A 21,408-nucleotide genomic window follows, 5' to 3' on the forward strand; every position below is an offset into this window, starting at 1 on the left:
AGTAAACAGGTCACCGCCAGCAATAACAGGCGAAAAACTGGGCATTTGTGCAGCCCGGACACAGGAATGGACATGGACCGGACACGACCCCATCGCAGCCCCTTCGTTACCGCCGGGTCGCCCTAGATCACTAGGGTGTGGGTCCGGGCACGCACAGCGGGAGGGGGCCTATGAGCTTTGGCGACTATCTCGCCAGACGCTGGGAGGACATCGTCCTGCTGGCGATCGGGCACATGCAGGTGGTGCTGATCGCGGTCGGCATCGCGGCGGTGATCGCCATCGCACTCGGCGCGCTGGTCGCCGGCCATCCGGCCGCGAGCAGGCCGGTGCTCGCGATCACCGGCACCATGCTGACCATCCCGTCGTTCGCGCTGTTCGGCCTGCTCATCCCGGTGTTCGGGCTCGGTGCGACACCGGCGATCATCGCGTTGGTGCTCTACGCGATCTTCCCGATCGTGCGCAACACGATCACCGGGCTGGAGGCGGTGCCGCCCGAGGTGCTCGACGCCGCCAAGGGCATGGGCCTGTCCTCAACGCGTCGACTGGTGGTGGTCCGGCTGCCGCTGGCCTGGCCGGTCATCCTCACCGGCATCCGGCTGGCGACGATCATGAACGTCGGGATCGCCGCGATCGCCGCCGCGGTGGCCGGCCCCGGCCTCGGCCAGCTGATCTTCGACGGGCTGGCCAGGATCGGCGGCGCGAACGCGCTCAACGACACCCTGGCCGGCGTGCTCGGTGTCGCGGTCCTTGCTCTTGTCCTCGATCTTCTCTTCATTGGGTTGGTGCGCATGACGACGTCCCGGGGTTTGCGATGACCGAGCCGATGACCGAGCCGATGATCCGGTTGGACAACGTGAGCAAGCGGTATCCCGGCGCGCCGACCTACGCGCTCGAGGAGCTGTCGCTGGACATCGCCGCCGGCGAGACGGTCATGCTGGTCGGCCCGTCCGGCTGCGGCAAGACGACCACGATGCGCCTGGTCAACCGCCTGATCGAGCCGACGAGCGGGCGCATCCTGGTCGACGGCAAGGACGTCAGCACGGTCGACGCCGACGAGCTGCGCCGCCACATCGGGTACGTCATCCAGCAGATCGGCCTGTTCCCGCACATGACCGTCGCGGCGAACATCGGCATGGTGCCGCGCGCGCTCGGCTGGCCGAAGAAGCGGATCGCCGAGCGGGTCGACGAGCTGCTCACGCTGGTCGGCCTGGACATCGACACGTTCCGGCGGCGCTACCCCAAGCAGCTCTCCGGCGGCCAGCAGCAGCGGGTCGGCGTGGCCCGCGCGCTGGCCGCCGACCCGCCGGTGCTGCTGATGGACGAGCCGTTCGGCGCCATCGACCCGATCACCCGCGACCGGCTGCACGAGGAGTTCGTCGCGCTGCAGGCGAACATCCGCAAGACGGTGGTGATCGTCACCCACGACATCACCGAGGCGGTCAAGCTCGGCGACCGGATCGCGATCTTCGCCGAGGGCGGGCGGCTGGCCCAGTTCGACACCCCGGCCAGGATCCTGGCCGAACCGGCCGACGAGTTCGTCGCCTCGTTCGTCGGCTCCGGTGCCGCGGTGCGCGGGCTGAGCCTGCGGCTGGTCAGCGAGCTGCCACTGGCCCCGGACTCCGGCACGCCGGGGCGGGCGACCGTGCGCGCCGACCAGAGCCTGCTCGACGCGCTGGACGCGATGCTGCACGCGCACGCCGTGGTCGCCCAGGTACGCGACGACGGCCGGGTGCTCGGCGAACTCGACTGGGCCACCGTCCTGCGCACGCCACCGGGCGCGCGGCCGGAGGCCCCGTCGTCATGACACACCTCCCGCCACCCCAACCGCTCCCCGACCGCACCCCAGGGGAACGTGACGCAAACCAGCCACAAGTACCCACCCAACCAGCACCCTCCCTCCCCAACGCAACCAACACCGTGAAGCGCGGGGAGGCGGCACAGCTGCCGAAACGGATCTCGGTGGCCGGGGTGCTGGTCACCCCGCTGGTGCTGCTCGCCGCGCTCGGTGCGTTGTTCTGGTACCTGAGTGGGCGGGAGCTCGACGACATCGAGCAGCGCTCGATCAACCGGACCACGATCCTGACCCACCTGTGGGAGCACATCGAGCTGGTGGCCGTGTCCAGCGTGCTGGTCATCGTGATCGCGGTGCCGCTCGGGGTGCTGCTCACCCGGCGCGGGCTGCGGTTCATCACCCCGCCGCTGCTCGGCCTGGCCAACATCGGCCAGGCCATCCCGTCGATCGGCATCCTGGTGCTGCTCGCGGTCACCGTCGGCATCGGCTTCGACAAGGCGGTACTGGCGCTGGTGCTGCTCGCGGTGCTGCCGGTGCTGCGCAACACCATGATCGGTCTGTCCACTGTGGACAAATCGCTGATCGACGCCGCCCGCGGCATGGGGCTGAGCCGCACCACGGTCCTGCTGCGGGTGGAGCTGCCGCTCGCGGTGCCGGTGATCCTGGCCGGCGTCCGGATCGCGCTGATCCTCAACGTGAGCAGCGCGACGCTGGCCACGTTCACCAACGCGGGCGGCCTCGGCACCCTGATCGCGACCGGGGTCACGCTGAACCGGCTGCCGATCCTGATCACCGGCAGCGTGCTCACCGCGGTACTGGCCCTCACCGTCGACTGGCTCGCCGGCCTCGCCGAGACGGCGCTGCGCCCGCGCGGCATCTGACCTCGACCCCTCCTGGAAGGAATCTCCATGCGGACGCTCTCCCGAATCCTGACCGCGATGCTCGTCGCGGGGGCGGCGGTCTCCGGCTGCTCCATCGCCGAGCCGCCGACCGACGTCGCCGCCGGCGGGCTGGCCGACATCGCCTCGCTCGACGGCAAGAAGTTCACCGTCGGTGGCAAGGAGTTCACCGAGCAGCTGATCCTGTGTGAGATCACCATCCAGGCGCTGCGCTCGGTGGGCGCCGAAGCCGAGGACAGCTGCGGCCTGGTGGGCAGCGACACCACCCGGGCGGCGCTGACCTCCGGCAGCATCGACCTGTACTGGGAGTACACCGGCACCGCGTGGATCAGCTTCCTCAAGCAGACCGACCCCATCCCCGACGCGGACGAGCAGTTCCAGGCCGTCGCCGACGAGGACCTGAAGAACGACGTGGTCTGGCTGGACCCCGCGCCGTACAACAGCACGTACACCATCGTCGCGAAGACCGACGTGGCCGAGGAGAACAGCGTCAAGACCATCTCGGACTACGCCGCGCTGGTGAAGTCCAAGCCGGACGCGGCGACCATGTGCGCGGCCACCGAGTTCCTCGCCCGCAACGACGGCTGGCCGGGGCTGCAGCAGACCTACGGCTTCAGCCTGCCGGCCGACAAGCTGGCCACCGTCGCCGAGGGCACGCTGTATGACAACGCGTCCAAGGGCAGCCCGTGCAACTTCGCCGAGGGCGTGACCACCGACGGCCGGATCCAGGCGCTCAAGCTGACCGTGCTCGAGGACGACAAGGCGTTCTTCCCCGTCTACAACCCGGCGCCGACCGTGCGCAAGCCCGTCGCCGACGACAACCCCGACCTCGGCAAGATCCTCAAGCCCATCGCCGACGCGCTGGACCTGGCCACCATCCAGAAGCTCAGCACGCAGGTCGACATCGACGGTGAGCAGCCGGTGGACGTGGCCGAGACCTGGCTCAAGGACAAGAAGTTCATCGGCTGACCCGCGGCGGGTCAGCCGCCCGCCATGGCGCCGACCACGAGGAACGGCTCGGCGCCTTCGGCCACCCTGGCCGGCAGCGGGGTGCTCGGTTCGTCGTGGGACAGGTCCTGCTCGCAGGCGAAGTAGCGGACGAAGGCGCGGCGCCTGCCGGTGGTCGCGTCGCGGATGGTGCCGCGCAGCACCGGATACCGCGCCTCCAACGCGTCGAGCAGCGCCGCGGTCGTGGCCTCCCCCGCGACCTCGACGGCCACCTCCCCGTCGACCCCCGCCAACTTCCGCAGGTGCGCCGGCAACCTCACCCGCACCTGAGCCGCCTCCCCGGATTTGAAAGTTTCCGTTGCGTTGGGTTGGTACCCGCCGGTTCTGTGCGTGTCGGTGGCTGGGTTGCGTTCCGTTCCCCTTGGGTGCGGTTGGGAGCCACGCCTTTGGCCGGGGTTGGTCGGCGGTTGGGGTGGGGTCACAGGGTTTGCACCTCTACGGAGAGGACGGCGGGGAGGTGGTTGACGATGGGTGACCAGGTGTCGCCGCCGTTTGGGGAGAGGTAGACCTGGCCGCCGGTGGTGCCGAAGTAGACCCCGCAGCCGTCGAGGGAGTCGATGGCCATCGCGTCGCGCAGGACGTTGACGTAGCAGTGTTCCTGTGGCAGGCCGGTGGTCAGCGGCTCCCAGTCGTCGCCGCCGGTGCGGGAGCGGTAGACGCGCAGTTTGCCCTCCGGCGGGTAGTGCTCGGAGTCGCTGGTGATCGGCACGACGTACACCGTGTCCGGCTCGTTGGCGTGCACCGCGATCGGGAAGCCGAAGTCGCTCGGCAGGTTGCCGCTGATCTCCCGCCAGTTGTCCCCCGCGTCGTCCGAGCGCAGCACGTCCCAGTGTTTCTGCATGAACAGCGTGTCCGGCCGCTGGGGATGCATGGCCAGCCGGTGCACGCAGTGTCCGACCTCGGCGTCCGGGTCGGGGATGCCATCGGAGACCAGGCCGCGGTTGATCGCCTTCCACGTCTTGGCGCCGTCGTCGGTGCGGAACGCGCCCGCCGCCGAGATCGCGGTGTACAGCCGCTCGGGGTTGGTCGGGTGCTGCATGATCGTGTGCAGGCACAGCCCGCCCGCGCCGGGCTGCCAGGTGTTCCCCGTGCTGTGCTCCCGCAGGCCGGGCAGCTCCTGCCAGCTCTCCCCGCCGTCGTTGGTGCGGAACAGGCCGGCGTCCTCGATGCCCGCGTACACCAGGTCCGGGTCCGACAGCGACGGCTCGAGGTGCCACACCCTGGTGAACTCCCACGGCACCGGTGAGCCGTCGTAGTACTGGTGGGTGCCCGGGTCGCCGTCGTAGGTGAAGTCCTTGCCGACCGGGCGCCAGGTTCGGCCGCCGTCGTCGGAGCGCTGGATGAGCTGGCCGAACCAGGGTGTGGCCTGGGCGGCGTACAGCCGGTCGGGATCGGCGGGCGACCCCGCGACATGGTAGATCTCCCACCCGCCGAAGTGTGGCCCGCTCACCTCCCAGTCCGTCCGCACGCCGTCCGCGGTCAGCACGAAGGCGCCCTTGCGGGTGCCGACCAGTACACGCACTCCGGTCATCACGACCTCCTTCTCGACGATTCGCGGCCAGTGTGACACCGGCCACCGACAAGACCGGAACGCGACAGCTCCGACGCGGAGATGTCGTACTCGACCAGGGGTCTACCCACTCCGCGATCCGCGAACACCTCCAGCAACGACGAACGTCCGGGCCGGCGAGGAGCCGACCCGGACGTTCACCGTCCTCAGTGCCTGTCTCAGCCGAGGTCGTACCGGTCGGCGTCCATCACCTTGACCCAGGCGGACACGAAGTCCCGCACGAACTTCTGCCTGGCGTCGTCACTCGCGTAGACCTCGGCCAGTGCCCGCAGCTCGGAGTTCGAGCCGAAGACCAGGTCGACGCGGCTGCCGGTCCACCTGGTCGCGCCGCTGGCGCGGTCGCGCGCCTCGTAGGTCTGCGCCTCCTCGGACGTCGAGGTCCACTCGATGCCGTCGTCGAGCAGGTTGACGAAGAAGTCGTTGGTCAGGGACCCGGGGGTCTCGGTGAGCACCCCCAGCGCGGACTGCTGGTAGTTCGCGCCGAGCACCCGCAGGCCACCCACGAGCACCGTCATCTCCGGCGCGCTCAGGTTCAGCAGGTTGGCCCGGTCGACCAGCAGGTACTCCGCCGGCAGCCCGTTGCCACCCTTGCCCCGGTAGTTGCGGAACCCGTCCGCGATCGGCTCCAGCGCGGCGAAGGACTCGACATCGGTCTGGTCCTGGGACGCGTCGGTGCGGCCGGGGGTGAAGGCCACCTCGACCTCGTGACCGGCGGCCTTGGCGGCCTGCTCGACCGCGGCGACCCCACCGAGCACGATCAGGTCGGCGAGCGAGATCCGCTTCCCGCCGGTCTGCGCGCTGTTGAACGACTCCTGAACGCCCTCAAGGGCGCCCAGCACCGTGGCCAGCTCCGCCGGCTCGTTGATCTCCCACTCCCGCTGCGGCTGCAGTCGGATCCGCGCGCCGTTCGCCCCGCCGCGCTTGTCGCTGCCGCGGAAGGTCGATGCCGACGCCCACGCGGCGGACACCAGCTGGGACACCGAAAGACCGGCGTCGAGCAGCTTGGCCTTGAGCGCGGTGATGTCGGCCGCGTCGACCAGCTCGTGGTCGGCGGCGGGCACCGGGTCCTGCCAGATCAGCGTCTCCTGCGGCACCAGCGGGCCGAGGTAGCGCTGCACCGGACCCAGGTCGCGGTGGGTCAGCTTGAACCACGCGCGGGCGAACGCGTCCGCGAACAGCTCCGGGTTCTCCAGGAACCTCCGGGAGATCGGCTCGTAGATCGGGTCGACCCGCAGCGCGAGGTCGGTGGTCAGCATCGTCGGCTGGTGGGTCTTCGCCGAGTCGTGCGCGTCCGGCACCGTTCCCGCCCCGGCACCGTCCTTCGGCTTCCACTGGTTGGCGCCCGCAGGACTGCGGTCCAACTCCCACTCGTAGCCGAACAGCGTCTCGAAGAAGCTGTTGTCCCAGGTCACCGGGGTGTGGGTCCAGATGCCCTCGAGCCCGCTGGTGATCGTGTCGCCACCCTTGCCGGTGTTGAAGCTGTTGCGCCAGCCAAGGCCCTGCTCCTCGACGGGCGCGCCCTCCGGCTCGGCGCCGACGTAGCGCTCCGGGTCGGCGGCACCGTGAGTCTTGCCGAAGGAGTGCCCGCCGGCGATCAGCGCGACGGTCTCCTCGTCGTTCATCGCCATCCGGCGGAACGTCTCGCGGATGTCGCGTGCCGAGGCCAGCGGGTCCGGGTTGCCGTTGGGGCCCTCCGGGTTGACGTAGATCAGGCCCATCTGCACGGCGGCCAGCGGGCTTTCCAGCTCACGGTCACCGGTGTAGCGCTCGTCGCCGAGCCAGGTGCGCTCCGGGCCCCAGTAGACGTCCTCGTCCGGCTCCCAGACATCGGCCCGGCCACCGGCGAAGCCGAAGGTGGGAAAGCCCATGGTCTCCAGCGCGCGGTTGCCGGCGAAGATCATCAGGTCGGCCCAGGAGACCGTGCGCCCGTACTTCTTCTTCACCGGCCAGAGCAGCCTGCGTGCCTTGTCCAGGTTGGCGTTGTCCGGCCAGCTGTTCAGCGGCGCGAAGCGCTGCATGCCGGCGCCTGCGCCACCCCGGCCGTCGTGGATGCGGTAGGTGCCGGCGCTGTGCCAGGCCATGCGGATGATGAACGGCCCGTAGTGGCCGAAGTCGGCGGGCCACCAGTCCTGTGAGGTGGTCAGCACCGCGTCGACGTCCCTGGCCAGCGCGTCGAGGTCGACGGTCTGGAACGCCGCCGCGTAGTCGAACTCCTCCCCCATGGGATTGGCCACGGCGGGATGCTTCCGCAGAATCCGCAGGTTCAGCTGGTTCGGCCACCAGCCACGATTGTCGCCACCCTCGGTCGGGTGGTTGAAGCGTCCGGCCGAGACGGGGCACCCGCCCGCGCCTTCCTCATTCATCTCTCCAACAACTGCGTCAGCTGTGTCAGCCACAGGTTTCCTTCCGGATGTGGTCGATATGTGTTCAACGAACTGCGTTGGTGTAGCAGCCGGGGCACAGGCCCCGGTAGACGACCTCGGCTTCGTCGATCATGAAGCCGTGGTCGTCGGACGCGGCCAGGCAGGGTGCGTGACCGACGGCGCAGTCGACGTCGGCGATGGCACCGCATGACCGGCACACGACGTGGTGGTGGTTGTCCCCGACCCGCGCCTCGTAGCGGGCCACCGACCCCGGCGGCTCGATGCGCCGGAGCAGGCCCGCGTCGGTCAACGCGCGTAGCACGTCGTAGACGGCCTGGTGGGACACCGTGCCGAGATCCCCGCGCACCACTCCGATGATCGAGTCGGTGTCGGCGTGCGGGTGGTCGTGCACCGCGGACAGCACAGCCAGCCGGGGACGCGTGACGCGCATCGCCGCCCCGCGCAGCATGCGCTCGAAGTCCGAAATGGTGGGCACGCCGGCAGTGTGCAGCATTTTCTGGAATCAATCAAGTCTGGCAGACCGGGTGGATTGCGCATGACGGCTGATTGTGAGCGTGGTCTCACTGTCCGATGATCGAACGATCAGTGTCCACTCGAGGGCTGGAGTCCAGGTGGTTGACACAACGACCGAACAGACGCCGAACGAAGAGGCGCGACGAACCCGTACCGGACTGGCCGTGCTGTTCAGTGTGGCCGCCGGGATCCTGCTGGCCGTGCTGTGGTCCTTCGAGTTCGTCGACAGCGTGATCGGCGACAACGTGGCCGACACCCTGCTCGGTCACGAGGCGAAGTCCACCCCGATCGCCGGCACCGGGGCGGGGTTGGTGTTCGCCCTGGTCTCCGGGTTCGCCGGCACCTTCACCGCGTGCAACATCGCGATGGCCGCGTCGATCGGGCCGATGAGCCAGGCCGGCCAGCACCAGCGCGCGGGCACGCTGCGCGCGCTGCTGCGCCCGCTCGGCGCGTTCACCGCCGGCATGGTCGCGGTCTCGGCGCTGTACGGGTTCTTCGGGGTGCTGCTCGGCGACCGGCTCCCCCAGCTGTCCACCGAGACGGTCGGCACGGTGCCGGTGCGGCTGATCCAGTCGTCGGTCGTGTTCGGCGTCGTCGGGCTCGCCATGGTGTACCTCGGGTTGGCCGCGCTCGGGGTGGTCCGGGACATCTTCGCGAACCGGCCGACGGCACGGGTGGTGGCCCTCGGCTGTCTGGTCGGCGCATTCCTGATCGGCCGGCCCTACCCGATGTTCGTCATGTTGTTCCGCTCGGCGTCGGAATCGGGAAACCCGCTGTACGGGGCCGCGACGTTCACCCTGCAGTCGATCGGCAACATCCTGCTGGTGTCGGTGTTGTTCGCGCTGCTGATCCTGGGCACCAGGGGCCGGTTCCTGCGCTGGCTCGGCGGAAATGCCCGGCGCACCAGCCTGATCAGCGGAACCATGCTGCTCGCACTCGGGGTGTTCACCGTCGTCTACTGGGATCTGCGGGTGCCGTCGCTGTTCGGCGTCGGCTGGTTCCCGACCATGCCCTACAACTGACCGACGACCTGGCTACGATTTCCACAATCGGAGTTTCGCGTAGTTAGGGAAGGGATGTCCGTTGTTCAAGCGAATGTTGTCCGCCTTCGGAGTCGGAGGTCCATCGGTGGACACCGTGCTCGACTCGTCGACCGCGTGTGCCGGTGAGTTGCTGCGGGGCCGTGTCAGCATCCAGGGCGGCTCTGCCGACGTCGTCATCGATCAGGTGGTGCTTTCGCTGGTGACCCGGGTCGAGGTGGAGCGCCCTGGCGGTGAGGCGAGCGGGATCGGGGAGTTCCACCGGCTGGTGGCCGGGCGCGATGTCCGGGTCGCGGCCAACCAGTCGCTGGACATCCCCTTCCAGCTGGCGCTGCCCTGGGAGACGCCGGTGACCGCGGTCGGCGATGTCGCGCTGCCCGGGATGACCGTCGGCGTGCGCACCGAACTGGTGATCAAGGGCGCGCCGGACAAGGGTGACCTCGACCCGGTCGCGGTGGTGCCGCTGCCGTCGCAGAACCGGGTGCTCGAGGCGTTCGGGGAGCTCGGCGCCACCTTCCGGTCCGCCGACGTCGAGGTGGGCCGGATCTCCGGTGTCGCCCAGGAGCTCGGTTTCTACCAGGAGATCGAGTTCTTCCCGCCGCCGCAGTTCGCCGGGCGGCTCAACCAGCTGGAGCTGACCTTCGTGGCCAACTCCCACGACCTGGTGGTCGTGCTGGAGGCGGACAAGCGGGGTGGGCTGCTGCGTCAGGGGGCGGACGCGTTCGGCCGCTTCCAGCTGTCGCACGAGGAGGCCGAGCGCGCGGACTGGACCTCGATGATCGGGGAATGGCTCGACCAGACCGCCCAGCGCGCGCCGATGTTCGGCGGCCAGGGCCAGCACGGCTACAAGGGCCACGGCGGACACCACGGTGGGCATCATGGTGGGCACCGGGGGTCCGGGGTGGGCGGCATGGTCGGCGGCGTCGCGGCCGGCCTGGTCGGCGGCATGATCATCGGCGACATGATGGACGGCGGCCTGTTCGACGGTGAGGACGGCGGCGACGAGGGCGGCGAGGAGTAGCGCCGGTCAGTCGGCCGACGTCAGTCGAGGTCGGGCGGGGTGGTCCGGAGCAGACGCTCGTCGGGCTCCTCGCCCGCCATCGCGAGCAGGCCGAGGACCGCCCTGCCCAGCGTGACCAGATCGCGCGGGTTCTTCTTGTCCAGCCCGGCGACGAGTTGCTTGAGGATGGAGAGCTGGTCGAAGTAGACCCGCTCGGTGACCAGGCGCTCGTCCTCGTCGAAGATGAAGTACGCGGTCATCCTGGTGCGGTGGCGCGAACCGGTCGGCGGGATCCGGCCGAGCGGGCCCAGATGGGTGCCCATCAGCCAGAACTCCACGATGACCGCGTCCTGGCTGTGCCGCAACGAGATCAGCTCGTGGGTCTGGTCGGGGAAGGCGACCCGGGTGTCGTGGTAGTAGGCGCGCACCTCGGAGTCGCCGTCGTGCACGGTCAGCTGCGCGATCAGCTCGTAGTGCGGGTGGGGGAACGTCGACAGCGTCGCGTCCCAGTCCTGGCGCACCTCGTCGCGGAAGTGGTCGAGCACCAGCTTCTCCCGCGCGCGCAGCACCTCCTCGGTCGGCATCGCGAACCTGGACATGCTCATGGACAGATCATGGCACGGTATCGGGTCCGTAACGGTGACCCGTTGTCGTCGGCCGATGCGGTTACTGTCAGCCGCACCTCGGGCACTGAGTGAGGAGTGATCGCCATGAGTCAGGCATCTGGTGCGGCCGCGCGGAAGCTCGCCGCCGTGGTGGCCACCGCGTTGCTGCTCACCGCCTGTGGCAGCGATTCCGAGAACAGTCCCGAGTCCGGTGGTGGCGCCGAGCCGCCGGCGGAGGCATTACGGATCGGGTCGCTGCTCGCCGAGACCGGCGACCAGGCCTCCGCGGCCGCGCCGCTGGTCACCGCGGCCAAGTTGGCCATCGACGACATCAACACCGCCGGCGGCGTGTTCGGCAAGGACGTCGAGTACCGCCAACAGGACTCCACTTCGGACAACGACACCGCGTTGTCCGGCGCGCAGTCGCTGATCAGCTGGGGCGCGGACACGGTGATCGGCACCTACGGGTCCGGGATGGCCGCCGCCGTGGTGGAGCCGATCACGCAGGCGGGCGCGCTGATGGTGTCCGGTTCGAACACCTCCTCCGAGCTCACCGGGATCAGCCCGCTCTACTTCCGCACCGCGCCGACCGACGCGCTGGAGTCCGCGCAGCTGGCCGATCTGCTGGTGGCCGACGGCAAGACCTCGGTCGGCGTCATCTGGCAGAACGACACCTGGGGCGAGGCGTTCAAGGTGTCCATGGAGGACAACCTGGAGGCGGCCGGGGTCACGGTCGCGACCAGCCAACCGTTCAACGTCGCCGACACCGACTTCACCTCGCAGGTGAACGCGGTCGTCGCGGCCAAACCGGACGCGGTGCTGTTCCTGTCCTACGCCGTCTACACCGGAGCGATGGTCGAGCAGCTCGTCGGCACCCACAAGTTCCCGTCCAAGGACGTCTACTTCTCCAGCTCCACCATCGGCGACTACCAGTCCAGCCTGAGCAATCCCGCCTACCTCGATGGCATCCAGGCCTTCCAGCCGGGCGCGGAACCCGACACCCAGGCCGAGTTCGAGGCCCGCGCCAAGCAGGCCAACCCCAGGCTGACCGCGTTCGCCTACGCCGCCTCCACCTACGACGCGACGATCATCGCCGCACTCGGCGCGGTCGCGGCCAACTCCGCCGACGGCGCGACGATCGCCGAGAAGATGCGGGAGATCTCCGGCGGCAGCGGCGACGGCGAGACGTGCACCGGCTTCGCCGACTGCAAGAAACTGTTGGAGGCTGGCAAGACCATCGACTACGACGGCCTGACCGGCGGCATCGCCTTCGACGAGCAGAACGACGAGACCGAGACGAACTACATCCCCTACGTCTACACCGCGGACGGGACCTACCAGCTCAAGCAGTGACGGGTTCTTCCGTGCGACGACAGGGGAACCGGCTGGCCCTGCTGGCGGTGTCGGTGCTCTGGTTACTGTTCGGCCCGGTGCTCGCCGGTCAGGCGGCCGCGCAGGACGACTACGGGTTCATCCCCCGCGTCGTGGACGGCACGGGCACCGGGGTCGCCGGGGTCGTGGTGACCGTCCTGGACGGCACGGCGGAGCTCGGCCGGACCACCACCAACCAGCAGGGCACCGGCAACGCCGTGCCGGTACCGGACAAGGGCCGGTACACGCTGGTCTTCGACACCGCCGCCATCCCGGCGAGCTTCGCCGGCGGCGAGCGCTACGCGGTGGCCAAGGAGGTCGGCGCGGCCCACACGCTCAACACCCAACGGGTGCTGGTCAGCCTGACCGAGCGGGCCAACGGCGGTGTGGTGCCCGCCGCGCCGGCCGAACGGGAGCCGGCCGGCGCGGAGTTCAACCTGCCGCTGTTCCTCCAGCGGCTCGTCTCCGGGGTGAACCTGGGGCTGTTGCTGGCGATCGCCACCATCGGCCTGTCGCTGATCCACGGCACGACCCGGCTGACGAACTTCGCGCACGGCGAGAACGTCACCTTCGGCGCATTGGTCGCCTTCCTGTGCTGCGTGGTGATCGGGTTGCCGTTGGTGGTCGCCGGGGCGATCGCGGTGGTCGCCGGCGCGGCGTTCGGCTGGCTGCAGCACACCGGGTTGTGGCAGCCGCTGCGCCGCCGGGGAGTGGGCCTGGTGCCGGTGATGATCGCCAGCATCGGGGTCGGGCTGGCCGTGCGGTACCTGTACTTCGCGTTGTTCGGCAGCGGCACGAGACGGGTGACCCCGGAGAGCATCCCGTCGGTGCGTCTCGGTTCGGTGGTGCTGCCGGTCAGCGCCTACTACAGCATGGCGATCAGTCTGGTCGTGCTGGTCGCGGTCGGCTGCTGGATCAAGTACTCCCACCTCGGCAAGGCGACCCGCGCGGTGTCGGCGAACCTGACGCTGGCCGCCGCGAGCGGCATCGACGTCGACCGGGTGATCCGGGTCGTGTGGATCGTCGCCGGCGGGTTGAGCGCGCTGGCGGGGGTGTTGTTGGCGCTGCTCAACGACGTCTCCTACGACATGGGGTTCAAGTCGCTGCTGCTGATGTTCGCCGCGATGATCCTCGGTGGGCTCGGCACGGCCTTCGGCGCGCTGGTCGGCGCCATGGTCGTCGGGGTCTTCACCGAGGTGCTGGTGACCTGGCTGCCGGCGGACATGAAGTACGTCGGTGCGCTGCTGGTGCTCATCGTGGTCCTGCTGGTCCGGCCGCAGGGGATCTTCGGCCGCGCGGAACGGATCGGGTGACGATGGACATCCTGCTCACCTCGCTGCAACAGATCCTGTCCCCGGTGACCGCCGCGTACGCGCTCGCGGCGATCGGGCTGAACCTGCACTTCGGGTTCACCGGGCTGTTGAACTTCGGGCACGCCGGCTTCCTGGCCATCGGGGCCTACGGGTTCGCCATCTCGGTCGCGGTGCTCAAGCTGCCGGTGGTGCTCGCGCTGGTGGTCGCGGTCGCGCTCGCGGTGTTGTTCGCGTTGCTGATCGGCATCCCGACACTGCGGCTGCGCGCGGACTACCTGGCCATCGTGACGATCGCCGCGGCCGAGATCATCCGGTTCACGGTGAACTCGTCGGTGCTGGCCGGGCTGACCGGTGGCGCGCAGGGCATCAACAACAACGAGGCGATGGGCAACAGCTACTCGCAGGCCTTCAAGGACGCCAACCCGTTCAGCGACGGGCGGGTGGAGCTTGGCCCGTGGGTGTTCACCGCGACCCAGCTGTGGGCGGCGATCCTGACCTGGATCGTGGTGGCGGTGGTCGCGCTCGTGGTGTGGGCGCTGATGCGCAGCCCGTGGGGCCTGGTGGTCAAGGGGATTCGCGAGGACGAGTACGCGTTGCGCAGTCTCGGCAAGAACGTGCGGCTCTACAAGACCCAGTCGCTGATCATCGGCGGGGTGATCGGCGCGCTCGCCGGGATCATGCTCGTGCTGCCCGCGACGGTCGCGCCGGGCGACTTCAACTCCCGGCTGACGTTCAACCTGTTCACCGTGCTGCTGTTGGGTGGCGCGGCGACCATTCTCGGGCCGGTACTCGGCGCGATCGTGTTCTGGGTGCTGCTCCAGGCATCCGACCAGCTGATCCAACTCGGCGAGCGCAGCGGGTGGCTCGGCGGGTTCACCGACGCCAGCCAGCTGCGGTTCACGCTGGTCGGCGTCGTGCTCGTGGTGCTGATCGTGTTCCGTCCACAAGGGATACTCGGCGACCGGAAGGAGCTGGCCTTCGATGACAAGTGAGCCGATCCTGGTGGTCGAGGGGGTCACCCGCGGTTTCGGTGGCGTGCGGGCGGTCGACGTCGCCCGGCTGGAGGTCAGGCGGGGCGCGATCACCGCGCTGATCGGGCCCAACGGCGCCGGCAAGACGACGCTGTTCAACGTGCTCACCGGGTTCGACCGGGCCGACGCCGGGCGGTGGTCGTTCGACGGCACCGACCTGTCCGGGATGGCGCCGCACCGGATCGCCCGGCTCGGCATGGTGCGTACCTTCCAGCTGACCAGAGTGCTCGGCCGGTTGACCGTGCTGGAGAACATGCTCGTCGGCGCGCGCGACCAGCCAGGGGAGAAACTGCGCAGGGCGCTGGTTCCCGCGCTGTGGAAGGACAGCCGGCGCTCCGATGTGGACCGGGCGCGAGCGCTGCTCGCCCGGTTCTCGCTGGCGGACAAGGCAGGCGACTACGCGGCAAGTCTGTCCGGCGGACAGCGGAAACTGTTGGAGATGGCCAGAGCGCTGATGAACGAGCCGACCATGGTACTGCTGGACGAGCCGATGGCGGGGGTGAACCCGGCGCTGGCGCAGTCGCTGCTCGCGCACATCCGCGAGCTGAAGGACGACGGCCGGACCGTGCTGTTCGTCGAGCACGACCTGCACCTGGTCAAGTCCGTCGCCGACTGGGTGGTGGTGATGGCACAGGGCGAGGTGATCACCGAGGGCGCGGCCGAGTCGGTGCTGCGCGAGCCCGCGGTCGTCGACGCCTACCTCGGCGCCCACCACGACACCGACCTACGCGAGATCATCGCCCGCGAGATCGCCGAAGAGCCCACCCCATGACCGAGTCCACCCGCAGCGAAGGGTCCCTTCCCTGCGCCCAGTGCAGCGAAGGGACCCTTCGCTGCACTTGCGAGCGGGCGTCGGTGCCGGCGTTGGCGATCTCCGAGCTGGTCGCGGGATACGTGCCGGGACTGCCCATTCTGGACGGCTGTTCGGTCACGGCCGGACAGGACGAGCTGGTCGGCATCATCGGGCCCAACGGCGCCGGCAAGTCCACTCTGCTCAAGGCCGTGCTCGGGCTGGTGACCGTCCACTCCGGCACGGTCCGCCTCGCAGGGGAGGACATCACCGGCATGCGGGCCAACGAGCTCGTTGCGCGCGGCGTCGGGTACGTCCCGCAGAACGCCAACGTGTTCGCGCCGATGACCGTGGAGGAGAACCTGCAGATGGGGCTCTACCTGCGGCCCAAGCAGTACCCACGCCGGGTCGAGGCGATCCTGGCGCTGTTCCCGGAGATCGCCGGCCTGCGCGGGCGCAAGGCCGGCTCGCTGTCCGGCGGTGAGCGCCAGCTGGTGGCGATGGCCAGGGCGTTGATGACCGAACCGTCGGTGCTGCTGCTGGACGAGCCGTCGGCCGGGCTGTCGCCGATCCGCCAGGACGAGACGTTCCTGCGGATCCACCGGATCAAGCGCTCGGGGGTGTGCGTGCTGATGGTGGAGCAGAACGCCCGGCGCTGCCTCCAGATCTGCGACCGGGCGTACGTGCTCGACCAGGGACGGGACGCCTACACCGGGACCGGCGACGAACTCGTGCACGACCCGCAGGTGGTCCGGCTCTACCTCGGTGACCTCGCCGAGGCGTGAGCCGTCACGATCCACCGTCCAAGGTGAACGCCGCGATGTCCACATCGCCCTGGGACTCGGCTCGGTGTGTGGTCGAGAACACCAGGTACCTGCCGTCCAGGTACAGCGCCCGGTAGTTGCCATTGTCGAAGCTCCGGGACCTGATGTGGTCGATCAGGTCGTCGTTCCCATGTGTCCTTGGCCCAAGCGGCATCACCGGCGTGACGTCGCCGGCGCCCGGATCGATCTGGACCACCATGGCCTTGACACCGTTGGGGTTCGCCGGTTGGAGGGCCACCAGGGTGTCCGGCGCCGAGACCATCAGCGCCAACGCCCGGCCGTCAACCTTCCCGGTGCGCCACGACTCCTCCCCGGACTCCAGGTCGAAGGCCACCAGTTCGTTGCGGTACTCGGTGGCCTGCTGGCCGGGCGCGGCTTCCGGAGTGCCCGGGTTGATCTGCGCCGGGGTCGTGCTGATGACCAGCTTGTTGTCGACGACCTTGCTGGTGTGGCAGCTCTGTAGCGAGGTGTCGTTGCAGGCTCTCAGGTCCTTGGATCTGACCGAGCCGGCATCGTATTCGCTGAATCGCGTCGTCTTACCGGTCCGCACGTCGACCCGGACCAGTTGGCTCTGATGGCCGGAATGGCCGACGTCGACCACAAGGGGCTCGACCGACAGCACGCCGAGCACCGGTAGCTGGTCCTTCTTGTTCTCGTCCATGGGGTTCTCCCACTCCCACACGAGACCGAAGTTCGCGTCGAACGCCCGCAGCCGCATGACCTCGTCCCCGTCCTCGGTCTCACAGTCCGTCTGGGCGATCAACAGCTCGCCGAAGACCCCGAAAGACTGTGGGACACAAGCGGAGTAGCTACCCGGCACTGACGCCGGCTCACCGGTGTCGGGGTCGAGCACGTGCGACGCCTCGCCGCCGATCAGCAACCGCTGCCCGAAGATCACCGGCGTGTCGCCGTTGCTCGGTACCAGGCGGGGTTGGTCAGCCAACAGTTCGGTGGTGGACACCTGTTCGCCGGTGCCGAGATCGAGCACGGTGACCGCGCCGCACACGTTGGACTTGGCCGGATCGGTGCTGGTGAGCAGGGCCACCTTGTTGTCCGCCGGCGTCTGGGACGATGGACAGTGGACCTTGTCCGATCCGGGTAGCTCGAACGTCCACGCCTCGTCGCCGGACTTCAGATCGTAAGCGACCACTCGGCCGGGCAACCTGCGAACCAGATGCTGGTCGGTGATCCAGTACGCGTCGACGACGATCGCTTCCGGCGCCGCACCCTGCGTCACGGTCCAGGCCGGCTCCCCCACCCCGACCTTCTCCACCGCCGCGTCGTAGTCCTTGGCCGCCGCGGTGTTCGACCCGCCGGAGCCGTCGCCGTCCCTGGTCAGATACCAGAACCCGCCCGCGCCGAGCACGAGCGCAGCCACGACGGCGATGATGATGGCCGGTCGCTTGGCGCCTCGTGAGGGCCGCGGCATGTTCGGCTGCCCCGGTGGCATTCCTGGCTGCCCGTAGGGATGCCCCGGCTGGCCCGGCGGCATGCCCTGCCAGGGTTGGCCCGGTCGTTGGGTCTGGTGCGGTGGAACATCCCACGAGGTCACGAGCCGCCGTCGATCCTGAACGCCGCGATGTCCACATCGCCCTGGGAATCGGTCCGGTGCGTGATCGAGAAGACGAGGTACATGCCGTCCAGGTACTCCGCCCGGTATCTGTCCACATTGAAGCTGAGGGACCTGATGTGCTCGTTGAGGCTGTCGTCATCGTGCGTCTTGGGCCCGAGTGGCATCAGCGGCGTGACCTCACCGGTGCCGGGGTCGATCTTGACCACCATTGCCTTGGCATCGTTGGGGGTCTCCGGCTGGAGGGCCACCAGGGTGTCCGGTTCGGAGACCATCAGGGCCAGCGCGCGGCCGGCGACCAGCCCGGTGCGCCACTTCTCCTCACCGGTCTCCAGGTCGAAGGCCACCAGCTCGTTGCGCATCTCGGTGGCCTGCTGGCCGGACGCCGCCTCCGGGTCGTCCGGGTTGACCTGCACCGGGGTCGTGCTGATGACCAGCTTGTTGTCGACGACCTTGCTGGTGTAGCAGCTTTGCAGCGAGTAGTCGCCGCAGGCCTTCAGGAACTTGGGTTCCGCGGTGGAGGCATCGTAGTCACCGAACGGCATCGCCTCGCCGGTCGCCAGGTCCACCCGTAACAACTGCGACGGTTCGCCGACATAGCCAAGCTCGACCACGAGCGGGTCGGGCGACAGCACGCCGAGCACCGGCAGATACTTCTCCCGCTTCTCGTTCATGGGATTCTCCCACTCCCACACCAGGCCGAAGTTCGCGTCGAACGCCCGCAGGCGCATGACCTCGTCGCCGTCCCCGGTGTCACATTCCGTCTGGGCGATCAGCAACTCGCCGAAGACCCCGAAGGACTGTGCGGCGCAGGCGGAGTAGCTGCCCGGCACCGACGCCGGCTGACCGGTGTCGGGGTCGAGCACGCGCGGCGCGTCGCCGCCGATCAGCAACTTCTGCCCGAAGATCACCGGCATGTCGCCGTTGCCGGGAACCGGGTCGCGTTCACCGCCGGTCAGTTCCGCGGTGGCCACCGGCTCACCGGTGCCGAGGTCGAGCACGGTGAGCGTGCCGCACTCGTTGGACGAGGCCACGTCGGTACTGGTGAGCAGGGCCACCTTGTTGTCGGCCGGTACCTGGGAGGATCGGCAGTAGTCCTTGTCCGGGCCGGGCAGGTCGAACGTCCACGCCTCCTCACCGGACTTGAGGTCGTAGGCGGTGACCCGGCCGGGCAGCCGGCGCACCAGATGCTTGTCGGTGATCCAGTAGGCCTCGACGCCGATCGCCTTTGGTGACTCGCCCTGGGGCACGGTCCAGGCCGGCTCCCCCACGCCGACCGACTCGACTGCCGCGTCGTACTCCTTGCCCCCGGCGGTGTTCGACCCGCCGGAACCGCCACCGTCGCGGGTCAGGAACCAGAACCCGCCCGCGCCGATCACGAGCGCCACCACGACGGCGATGACGATCGCCGGCCGCTTGGAGCGTCGGGGCGATGGCGTGTTCGGCTGACCCGGTGGCATGCCGGACTGCCATGGCGCCCCCTGCGGCCCCGGCGGCATTCCTTGCTGGCCATGGGGATTCCCCGGCTGGCCCGGCGGCATCCCCTGCTGCCACGGCTGTCCCGGCTGACCCGGTGGCATGCCCTGCCAGTGCTGGCCCGGTTGCTGGGCCTGGTGCTGGGGGAAACCCGGCTGCCCAGGTGCCGGCGGTCGGTTGCCTGGCACGGGTCCGTTCATCTCATCCATCCTGGAGCTGAGTAGGCGTTCGGCTGCTGATGGGCCCCCGGCTGGTCCGGACGCCCAACGACACCCCTGAGCTTGGCCACCCCCACCAGCAGGTAGCCGACGACGATCAACGCGACGATCAACCCGCCGACGACGAGCGGAAACTCCTCGTTGTCCGGGTCGAGGAACGGGTAGAGGTACTGGTAGACCTCGGCGCCGAGGAAGTACACGAAGTACGCCAACGGGAACCCGAGCCAGGTCAACGGATGCCACCACTTGGCCGCGACCTGGTTGCGACCGACGAACAGCCAGTCGAGCAGCACCAGCAGCGGGGTGACCGCGTGCTCGAACGGCTGGTCGTCGAAGCCACCGCCGAGCAGACCGAAGAACGCACCGGACACCAGCAACAGCAGAACCGTTGTCGCACCGCGCAACCAGGGCGACACCGGCTCGTGCCGCCGGCCGCCGGTGAACGCCGGGTAGAGCAGCAGTCCGATGTAGACGACCCCGGTGAACAGGCTGGCCTGCTGGCTGAGCGCGTCCAGGTTCTCCGTCCAGCCGGTGGCCTCGCTGAACCCGTACAGCGCGCTGCCGATGATGACCAGCCGCCACAGGCTGACCCCGACCAGCACCGCCGGGTTCACCGGCGGTGGCGGCTGGGGCGGATACTGCTGTGGTGGGTACTGGTACGGGTACTGGCCCGGCATGGGTCCGTAGGCGGTCATTCGCTAATCCTGCCCGGTGACCGCGCCGACGATCGCCCGAACCAGCTCGATGTCCTCTGGCCGGGGCTCGGTGACGCCACGCACACTGTCCCCATAGGGCGCGTTGATCGCCACCAGCGCGTCGCCGACGTTGGCCCGCGCGGACAACCGACCCTGCTCCCCCGGATTGGGCTCGGTGATCCCCACCTTCGCACCATCGCCGATGTCGTCGTTGGTGATGTCCGCCGGCTTCACCGACTGCCCGGGAACCATCTCCTTGTCGGTCAGCACCGTGATCGACACCACGCCCGAACCGCCGCCGAAGGTGCAGTCGAGCGCGCCATCGTCCCCCTCGGTCGTCCTGGCGGTCCTCAGTTCGGCGCCGAGCACCTCGGTCATCTGGTCGAGATCGATCTCCGCGCAGGCACCCGTCGGCTCCCCGTCCGAAATGGACAGCTCGGCGGGCAGCCGGTCGAACGCGGTGGTGAACATCGCGCCCCACTTGTCGGCACCGTTCTCGACGTCGGGCATGTCTCCCCCCGGGCCCTCGCTGAACGCGTAGAACAGGTGCAGCCCCACGGTGCCCTTGATCGCCCGGACCTCGTAGAAGTGGTTCGACGTGCCGTCGGCCGAGTACCCGACCGCCGCGCCCCGGTCACCGATCTCGAGCGGCAACACGTTGTCGAAGTTCTTCTCGAACGGCACGAAGAACTCGTCCGGATCGGCTCCCGCCACATAGGACAGTTTCATGCCGAGCATGCCGGGCACGTCCTTGGGGAAGTACTGGCAGGTCGCCGACGTGGAGCCGTCCAGCAGGTCCATCACGTCCGCCGAGGTGACGTACATGTTCTCGGTGCCGACGAACTCGGCGACCTCCGCCGGCTCGAGCACGGCACACTCGTCGAACCCCGGTTCGTCGCCGGTCCCCTCCGGACGCTCGCTGGCACCGCCGTCCTGTCCCCCCGCGACCGGGGTGCCGGAGACGTCGCCACCGCACCCCGCCACCGTCAACATCGCCGCGACTCCCACCACGGCGACCAGCCGACGAATCATGTGTGCCCCCTCCGACTCGGCTGCTGGACTCAGGGAGCCTCGGTCGCCGTCATCTTCAGCGTCGGCTCGAACGTGGGGTCGGCGGGCGTTGGCGGCTCGTCGTCACCACAACCGGCGACCGTCGCCAGCGCCGCCACCGCGCCCATCGCGACGACGAGCCGGCGAACCCACTCGATCCGTGCACTCATCACAGTTCTCCTTGGTTTCATTGGACACCCGTTGGACGCCCGAGAATCACGCGCGGGCCGGCGGTGAAGGCCGTGCGCCATCGCAGGTA

At 69.1% G+C, this 21,408-nt stretch carries 21 protein-coding genes; 11 read left to right on the forward strand and 10 right to left on the reverse strand.

Going from position 1 to position 21,408, the window contains the following annotated elements; genetic code table 11:
- Positions 1-170: 170 nt before the first annotated feature.
- The 4 genes from ACYVIP_RS16100 to ACYVIP_RS16115 all read left to right on the forward strand — a co-directional run bounded on the left by ACYVIP_RS16100 (position 171) and on the right by ACYVIP_RS16115 (position 3,660).
- A complete protein-coding gene (locus ACYVIP_RS16100) occupies positions 171-815 on the forward strand; it encodes an ABC transporter permease (RefSeq protein WP_460396881.1) in 645 nt (214 codons plus the stop codon).
- Positions 812-1,804: an ABC transporter ATP-binding protein gene (locus ACYVIP_RS16105; RefSeq protein ID WP_460396883.1), complete on the forward strand. Its 993-nt coding sequence runs from the start codon at positions 812-814 to the stop codon at positions 1,802-1,804. Before ACYVIP_RS16100 ends, ACYVIP_RS16105 begins: the two co-directional genes overlap by 4 nt.
- A 113-nt stretch (positions 1,805-1,917) precedes the next feature.
- Positions 1,918-2,673: an ABC transporter permease gene (locus ACYVIP_RS16110; protein WP_460396885.1), complete on the forward strand. Its 756-nt coding sequence runs from the start codon at positions 1,918-1,920 to the stop codon at positions 2,671-2,673.
- A 27-nt stretch (positions 2,674-2,700) separates the two neighbouring features.
- On the forward strand, positions 2,701-3,660 hold the full coding sequence (locus tag ACYVIP_RS16115) for a glycine betaine ABC transporter substrate-binding protein (RefSeq protein WP_460396887.1): 960 nt from the start codon (positions 2,701-2,703) through the stop codon (positions 3,658-3,660).
- A gap of 11 nt (positions 3,661-3,671) precedes the next feature.
- On the opposite strand, the gene ACYVIP_RS16120 is transcribed toward ACYVIP_RS16115, so the two are convergent.
- From ACYVIP_RS16120 to ACYVIP_RS16135, 4 genes are all read right to left on the reverse strand, one after another.
- Positions 3,672-3,965 carry a MoaD/ThiS family protein gene (locus tag ACYVIP_RS16120; protein ID WP_460396889.1) on the reverse strand — a complete coding sequence of 98 codons (294 nt, stop codon included), beginning with the start codon at positions 3,963-3,965 and terminating at the stop codon, positions 3,672-3,674.
- 152 nt (positions 3,966-4,117) lie between these two features.
- On the reverse strand, positions 4,118-5,230 hold the full coding sequence (locus ACYVIP_RS16125; protein ID WP_460396892.1) for a WD40/YVTN/BNR-like repeat-containing protein: 1,113 nt from the start codon (positions 5,228-5,230) through the stop codon (positions 4,118-4,120).
- 197 nt (positions 5,231-5,427) lie between these two features.
- Positions 5,428-7,632: a catalase/peroxidase HPI gene (gene katG / locus ACYVIP_RS16130; RefSeq protein WP_460396895.1), complete on the reverse strand. Its 2,205-nt coding sequence runs from the start codon at positions 7,630-7,632 to the stop codon at positions 5,428-5,430.
- 64 nt (positions 7,633-7,696) lie between these two features.
- On the reverse strand, positions 7,697-8,146 hold the full coding sequence (locus tag ACYVIP_RS16135; protein WP_460396897.1) for a Fur family transcriptional regulator: 450 nt from the start codon (positions 8,144-8,146) through the stop codon (positions 7,697-7,699).
- A 118-nt stretch (positions 8,147-8,264) separates the two neighbouring features.
- Here ACYVIP_RS16135 and ACYVIP_RS16140 point away from each other — a divergent pair, with 118 nt between their 5' ends.
- Entirely contained in the window at positions 8,265-9,188 is a 924-nt protein-coding gene (locus tag ACYVIP_RS16140; RefSeq protein ID WP_460396899.1) for a hypothetical protein, read from the forward strand.
- A gap of 61 nt (positions 9,189-9,249) precedes the next feature.
- Positions 9,250-10,227, forward strand: coding sequence for a sporulation protein (locus tag ACYVIP_RS16145; RefSeq protein ID WP_460396901.1), 978 nt, complete (start codon positions 9,250-9,252; stop codon positions 10,225-10,227).
- 20 nt (positions 10,228-10,247) lie between these two features.
- Here the strand turns inward: ACYVIP_RS16145 and ACYVIP_RS16150 are convergent, their stop codons facing one another.
- Positions 10,248-10,811, reverse strand: coding sequence for an ester cyclase (locus ACYVIP_RS16150; RefSeq protein WP_460396903.1), 564 nt, complete (start codon positions 10,809-10,811; stop codon positions 10,248-10,250).
- 105 nt (positions 10,812-10,916) lie between these two features.
- Between ACYVIP_RS16150 and ACYVIP_RS16155 the strand changes: the two genes are divergently transcribed.
- From ACYVIP_RS16155 to ACYVIP_RS16175, 5 genes are all read left to right on the forward strand, one after another.
- Positions 10,917-12,164, forward strand: a complete 1,248-nt coding sequence (locus ACYVIP_RS16155; protein WP_460396905.1) for an ABC transporter substrate-binding protein — start codon at positions 10,917-10,919, stop codon at positions 12,162-12,164.
- Between the two features lie 11 nt (positions 12,165-12,175).
- On the forward strand, positions 12,176-13,495 hold the full coding sequence (locus ACYVIP_RS16160) for a branched-chain amino acid ABC transporter permease (protein ID WP_460396907.1): 1,320 nt from the start codon (positions 12,176-12,178) through the stop codon (positions 13,493-13,495).
- Between the two features lie 2 nt (positions 13,496-13,497).
- Positions 13,498-14,487, forward strand: coding sequence for a branched-chain amino acid ABC transporter permease (locus ACYVIP_RS16165; RefSeq protein ID WP_460396981.1), 990 nt, complete (start codon positions 13,498-13,500; stop codon positions 14,485-14,487).
- Positions 14,477-15,298, forward strand: coding sequence for an ABC transporter ATP-binding protein (locus tag ACYVIP_RS16170; RefSeq protein WP_460396909.1), 822 nt, complete (start codon positions 14,477-14,479; stop codon positions 15,296-15,298). Before ACYVIP_RS16165 ends, ACYVIP_RS16170 begins: the two co-directional genes overlap by 11 nt.
- 83 nt (positions 15,299-15,381) lie before the next feature.
- Positions 15,382-16,101, forward strand: coding sequence for an ABC transporter ATP-binding protein (locus ACYVIP_RS16175; RefSeq protein WP_460396911.1), 720 nt, complete (start codon positions 15,382-15,384; stop codon positions 16,099-16,101).
- Positions 16,102-16,105: 4 nt separating this feature from the next.
- Here ACYVIP_RS16175 and ACYVIP_RS16180 read toward each other — a convergent pair whose 3' ends face one another.
- The 5 genes from ACYVIP_RS16180 to ACYVIP_RS16200 all read right to left on the reverse strand — a co-directional run bounded on the left by ACYVIP_RS16180 (position 16,106) and on the right by ACYVIP_RS16200 (position 21,319).
- Positions 16,106-17,518: an outer membrane protein assembly factor BamB family protein gene (locus ACYVIP_RS16180; RefSeq protein WP_460396913.1), complete on the reverse strand. Its 1,413-nt coding sequence runs from the start codon at positions 17,516-17,518 to the stop codon at positions 16,106-16,108.
- 170 nt (positions 17,519-17,688) lie between these two features.
- On the reverse strand, positions 17,689-19,386 hold the full coding sequence (locus ACYVIP_RS16185; RefSeq protein WP_460396915.1) for an outer membrane protein assembly factor BamB family protein: 1,698 nt from the start codon (positions 19,384-19,386) through the stop codon (positions 17,689-17,691).
- On the reverse strand, positions 19,383-20,099 hold the full coding sequence (locus tag ACYVIP_RS16190; protein ID WP_460396917.1) for a Pr6Pr family membrane protein: 717 nt from the start codon (positions 20,097-20,099) through the stop codon (positions 19,383-19,385). The genes ACYVIP_RS16185 and ACYVIP_RS16190 overlap by 4 nt, the downstream gene beginning before the upstream one ends.
- Before the next feature lie 3 nt (positions 20,100-20,102).
- A complete protein-coding gene (locus tag ACYVIP_RS16195) occupies positions 20,103-21,131 on the reverse strand; it encodes a DUF3558 family protein (protein WP_460396919.1) in 1,029 nt (342 codons plus the stop codon).
- Between the two features lie 29 nt (positions 21,132-21,160).
- On the reverse strand, positions 21,161-21,319 hold the full coding sequence (locus ACYVIP_RS16200) for a hypothetical protein (protein WP_460396921.1): 159 nt from the start codon (positions 21,317-21,319) through the stop codon (positions 21,161-21,163).
- Between the last annotated feature and the right edge of the window lie 89 nt (positions 21,320-21,408).

This window comes from Actinophytocola sediminis (assembly GCF_054779715.1).

What these genes read in the sequence shown, in the direction of transcription:
- ACYVIP_RS16100 (WP_460396881.1), top strand. Translation starts at nt 171, where the DNA reads ATGAGCTTTGGCGACTATCTCGCCAGACGCTGGGAGGACATCGTCCTG.
- ACYVIP_RS16185 (WP_460396915.1), bottom strand. Translation starts at nt 19,386, where the DNA reads ATGAACGGACCCGTGCCAGGCAACCGACCGCCGGCACCTGGGCAGCCG.
- ACYVIP_RS16165 (WP_460396981.1), top strand. Translation starts at nt 13,498, where the DNA reads ATGGACATCCTGCTCACCTCGCTGCAACAGATCCTGTCCCCGGTGACC.
- ACYVIP_RS16125 (WP_460396892.1), bottom strand. Translation starts at nt 5,230, where the DNA reads ATGACCGGAGTGCGTGTACTGGTCGGCACCCGCAAGGGCGCCTTCGTG.
- ACYVIP_RS16195 (WP_460396919.1), bottom strand. Translation starts at nt 21,131, where the DNA reads ATGATTCGTCGGCTGGTCGCCGTGGTGGGAGTCGCGGCGATGTTGACG.
- ACYVIP_RS16190 (WP_460396917.1), bottom strand. Translation starts at nt 20,099, where the DNA reads ATGACCGCCTACGGACCCATGCCGGGCCAGTACCCGTACCAGTACCCA.
- katG (WP_460396895.1), bottom strand. Translation starts at nt 7,632, where the DNA reads ATGAATGAGGAAGGCGCGGGCGGGTGCCCCGTCTCGGCCGGACGCTTC.
- ACYVIP_RS16200 (WP_460396921.1), bottom strand. Translation starts at nt 21,319, where the DNA reads ATGAGTGCACGGATCGAGTGGGTTCGCCGGCTCGTCGTCGCGATGGGC.
- ACYVIP_RS16155 (WP_460396905.1), top strand. Translation starts at nt 10,917, where the DNA reads ATGAGTCAGGCATCTGGTGCGGCCGCGCGGAAGCTCGCCGCCGTGGTG.
- ACYVIP_RS16135 (WP_460396897.1), bottom strand. Translation starts at nt 8,146, where the DNA reads ATGCTGCACACTGCCGGCGTGCCCACCATTTCGGACTTCGAGCGCATG.
- ACYVIP_RS16115 (WP_460396887.1), top strand. Translation starts at nt 2,701, where the DNA reads ATGCGGACGCTCTCCCGAATCCTGACCGCGATGCTCGTCGCGGGGGCG.
- ACYVIP_RS16150 (WP_460396903.1), bottom strand. Translation starts at nt 10,811, where the DNA reads ATGAGCATGTCCAGGTTCGCGATGCCGACCGAGGAGGTGCTGCGCGCG.
- ACYVIP_RS16170 (WP_460396909.1), top strand. Translation starts at nt 14,477, where the DNA reads ATGACAAGTGAGCCGATCCTGGTGGTCGAGGGGGTCACCCGCGGTTTC.
- ACYVIP_RS16105 (WP_460396883.1), top strand. Translation starts at nt 812, where the DNA reads ATGACCGAGCCGATGACCGAGCCGATGATCCGGTTGGACAACGTGAGC.